Source organism: Lentilactobacillus hilgardii DSM 20176 = ATCC 8290, from assembly GCF_000159315.1.
Taxonomy (GTDB): Bacteria; Bacillota; Bacilli; order Lactobacillales; family Lactobacillaceae; genus Lentilactobacillus; species Lentilactobacillus hilgardii.
The window spans coordinates 173480-174982 of record NZ_GG669992.1 but is presented as its reverse complement, the minus strand read 5'-3'; the positions used below and the strand labels follow the sequence as shown (position 1 = coordinate 174982).

The 1503-nt window shown below is 34.7% G+C and carries 2 protein-coding genes; one reads left to right on the top strand and one right to left on the bottom strand.

The genetic code is table 11. The features are described from left to right. Positions 1-78: 78 nt before the first annotated feature. The gene (locus HMPREF0519_RS14700; RefSeq protein ID WP_081446397.1) at positions 79-396 is read right to left on the bottom strand and encodes an SdpI family protein; all 318 of its coding nucleotides are present in this window, start codon (positions 394-396) and stop codon (positions 79-81) included. A gap of 432 nt (positions 397-828) precedes the next feature. Between HMPREF0519_RS14700 and HMPREF0519_RS00825 the strand changes: the two genes are divergently transcribed. Further along, positions 829-1503: MFS transporter (locus HMPREF0519_RS00825; protein ID WP_003633830.1), on the top strand; the 675-nt coding region annotated here is incomplete at its 3' end.

Sequence of the window (1503 nt, the reverse complement as noted above, 5' to 3'; positions counted from 1 at the left end):
CAATTATTAATTGAATGATAAAGTGAATAAGATAAAAGGGTTTGCGGTAAAATTATTTTTACTACAAACCCTTTTGAATTACCGTATTTTTGACCGATTGTATAAAATTGATTGAATCATTACGAAAATAATGAACATGTATCCTAAGAGAATGAGACTGTTAGTTGAAACAGAAATGTCTATGAAAGCATTTGCGATCACTAAAATCAACTGACAAGAAATTGATAAACAGTAAAATAATTTTTGGGATAATTGCCAATTTGCATTGGATGACCGACTTAATTTTGTGCGGTATCCAATGTAATTAGAAGGGCTTTTTATGGGATTAACGATGTAGGCGATACAGAATAATAATAGTAAAACTAAAATAGCAATACTCGATGTTAGACCGCTCATTTAATCACTTTCCTTCTTAAAAAGATATTTAAACAAGACCCTATATCTAATTAACTTGAATTTCAAGAAAAATTGTCATGATGCTTGAAAGATTATTATTTCTACACCATGCAATTAAAAATCGGCCGAACTTCTGCTGGATTCAAGTAGTCACATATAGTAATCAAGTCCGTATAACATACTCGCTTTGGGTTATTATGAATGATAAGAAAATTAATTAATAGTGGTTTTGAATAGTGAAAAAAACGACTTCGGGGAATCATCCTGGTACTAATTGCTTTTTAGAAGTAATTCTCAGATTCATGTTAATAAAGTAACCGGAAAACAATTCCAACTTTTACTAAAATTATCCTTGTTTGTTTTCCCTCTATGGGTTTATCATAATTGAATGCGCACTTAACAATAAATTACTGATATGGGAGCTTCTAAACTGTGGCAGAAACGCAAACAACGATTCAAGATGAAAACAAAAAGCATCCATTCTTCGTCATTTCGATTATTTCCTTAATGACATTTATGGGTGTTTTAACTGAAACGTCAATGAATGTTACTTTTCCAACGTTAATGAAACAATTTCATGTGTCGTTAACAACCGTTCAGTGGGTAACAACTGGTTATTTATTGACGGTTGCGTTGTTAATGTTGGCATCCGCATTTTTAAAACGACGTTTCACGAATAAACAATTATTTGTTTGCGCAGCGTTGTTGTTTATGACCGGAGATATTTTAGGGGGTATTGCGACCAGCTACTGGGTATTGCTGCTGGGAAGATTAATTCAGGCCGGCTGTGTTGGCCTCACTGGCCCACTGATGGTCAATATTATTATGGATACCGTGCCTGCAACAAAATTCGGAACGTATATGGGGATGGCAAACCTCATTATCTTAATCGCACCGGCTTTGGGACCAACCTTTGGCGGAACCGTTGCCTACTTTGCCAGCTGGCGGATGATTTTTTGGATAACATTGCCCATAACCGCACTTTTACTTATATTAGGTGTTTTCAAAATCAAACAGTATTCACCAACTCGCAAATATGAATTTGATTGGTTGCGGTTTGCGTTACTATCGGTGACGCTTACCAGTTTAATTATGGGACTTAATATT

Bases quoted from the DNA above. Each gene is read 5' to 3' on its own strand.
- HMPREF0519_RS14700 (WP_081446397.1), bottom strand. From the start codon at position 396: ATGAGCGGTCTAACATCGAGTATTGCTATTTTAGTTTTACTATTATTA.